This is a genomic window from uncultured Algibacter sp. (genome assembly GCF_947495925.1).
In the GTDB taxonomy this organism is placed as follows: domain Bacteria; phylum Bacteroidota; class Bacteroidia; order Flavobacteriales; family Flavobacteriaceae; genus Algibacter_E.
This window is the reverse complement of record NZ_CANMAU010000025.1, coordinates 1-1,569: the sequence shown is the minus strand read 5'-3', so window position 1 is coordinate 1,569 and position 1,569 is coordinate 1. Positions and strand designations below refer to the sequence as shown.

At 31.5% G+C, this 1,569-nt stretch carries 2 protein-coding genes; both read right to left on the bottom strand.

The genetic code is table 11. The features are described 5' to 3' along the window. Nucleotides 1–180: 180 nt before the first annotated feature. Nucleotides 181–621: a hypothetical protein gene (locus tag Q0857_RS16850; protein WP_298538067.1), complete on the bottom strand. Its 441-nt coding sequence runs from the start codon at nt 619–621 to the stop codon at nt 181–183. Between the two features lie 228 nt (nt 622–849). Beyond that, nucleotides 850–1,320 carry a hypothetical protein gene (locus tag Q0857_RS16845; protein WP_298507013.1) on the bottom strand — a complete coding sequence of 157 codons (471 nt, stop codon included), beginning with the start codon at nt 1,318–1,320 and terminating at the stop codon, nt 850–852. Nucleotides 1,321–1,569: the final 249 nt, after the last annotated feature.

Sequence of the window (1,569 nt, the reverse complement as noted above, 5' to 3'; positions counted from 1 at the left end):
ATATTCGATTTTAGTTCTTCTATTGTCATTTTTTCAAATTAACCACAACGGTTTGTATATGGAAAGTTGCGTGTTTGCGTGCGAGGATTTTCCGAAGGAAAATCAGATGTAGCAAATACGCAACTACCTTTGTTTTAGCACTAAACCGCAATTATTTTTATACGGTGTTGTAGTGCGTTTTTATTCTTTTTTAAATATAACAAATCCAACTAAAATTCCGTTTTCACTAATAGAGTCAGTATAAACTATTGCAATAGGTTCGTTCAAAAATCCAGTAATTACTTTGTCAATTTCCTTTTTCGGTAAACTAAAAGGTAATCGACTATTATTGTCCTCGTCAAATTCCGCTATTGCTTTTTTTCCGACCATAAATTTTATTTTCCGACTTATAATATCAGAATTGAAGTCGTAGAAAACAGATACATTTAAATTTTCATATTCGTCCGTAGTATTCAATTCTACACTATAAATTGTTGAATTAAAATGGTTGCTTTGAATTAATAACTCCGAATCTTTGGATAATTTCCAAGTCGTAATTGTATCAGTTTCTACTTTCGCAAAAGTAGAGTTTGATATTCCGAAAGCAATTGTCAGAATTAATATTTTAATCAGGTTTCTCATTTTTCTCAAATGCACTACAACGGCTTCGGCTAAGCGTAGTGCGGTAGTAAGGAAACTTTTCGTTTCCGTCTGTGCACGAAGCTAAAGCTTATTGTTTAGTTTTATTTTTTCTTTTCCAAAGCTAAATCCATAAGATTTAGCGACTTCATAAATATACGTAGACCATTCGATTTAACCCAAAACTCCGCATTACGTTTAGGTTTTGTTGTACCCAGTTTTCTTTTACTTTTAAATAAAATCACTATCAGTCCAAATCATCCAATTATTTCCAATTCCCCAAACTTCTATAAAATTCAAATCGAAATTATCTTTATAATATCCTTTTTCAGTCTGTTTAGAATCACACGTTGTCCAAGTCAGATATAAAGTTCCAATTGGATACTCTGTCCAATTCGTTGTGTATTCTACTTCCTGACACTTAGAGTTATTGATAACGGTAAGTCTATAAATACCTTTTTCTTCTAATTCTTTTGCAATTGATTCATTTAAATCTAATGGATTAATAAATTTTCCAGCATTAGCGTTAACAAAAGGGTCTTTTAAAACTCGTTGCGACAAATCATTCCATTCTATTCGTTCACTAGAAAATTGAGTGATTTTTTCAGCTACGATTTCTTTTCGTTTTTCCTTATTGTCTTTACATGAGAAAAGACTAAAGGTCAGTATGAAAATCAGAATTATTGTTTTAAAACGGTTCATTTCTCAAATTGGGTACAACGTGTTTGTATATGGAAAGTTGCGTGTTTGCGTGCGAGGATTTTCCGAAGGAAAATCAGACGTAGCAAACGTGCAACGACCTTTTGATTTAGCCCAAAACAGCAATTTTTTATATACGGTGTTGGCAAATCGTTTTTTATTCAAATTTGCGGTATTCGTTTTTTATTTTGTTATTCAGTTTAATCCATTCTGGATTACTCTTAATTTCTATTATTTCCACTTTAATTTCTG

What these genes read in the sequence shown, in the direction of transcription:
- Q0857_RS16850 (WP_298538067.1), bottom strand. Translation starts at nt 621, where the DNA reads ATGAGAAACCTGATTAAAATATTAATTCTGACAATTGCTTTCGGAATA.
- Q0857_RS16845 (WP_298507013.1), bottom strand. Translation starts at nt 1,320, where the DNA reads ATGAACCGTTTTAAAACAATAATTCTGATTTTCATACTGACCTTTAGT.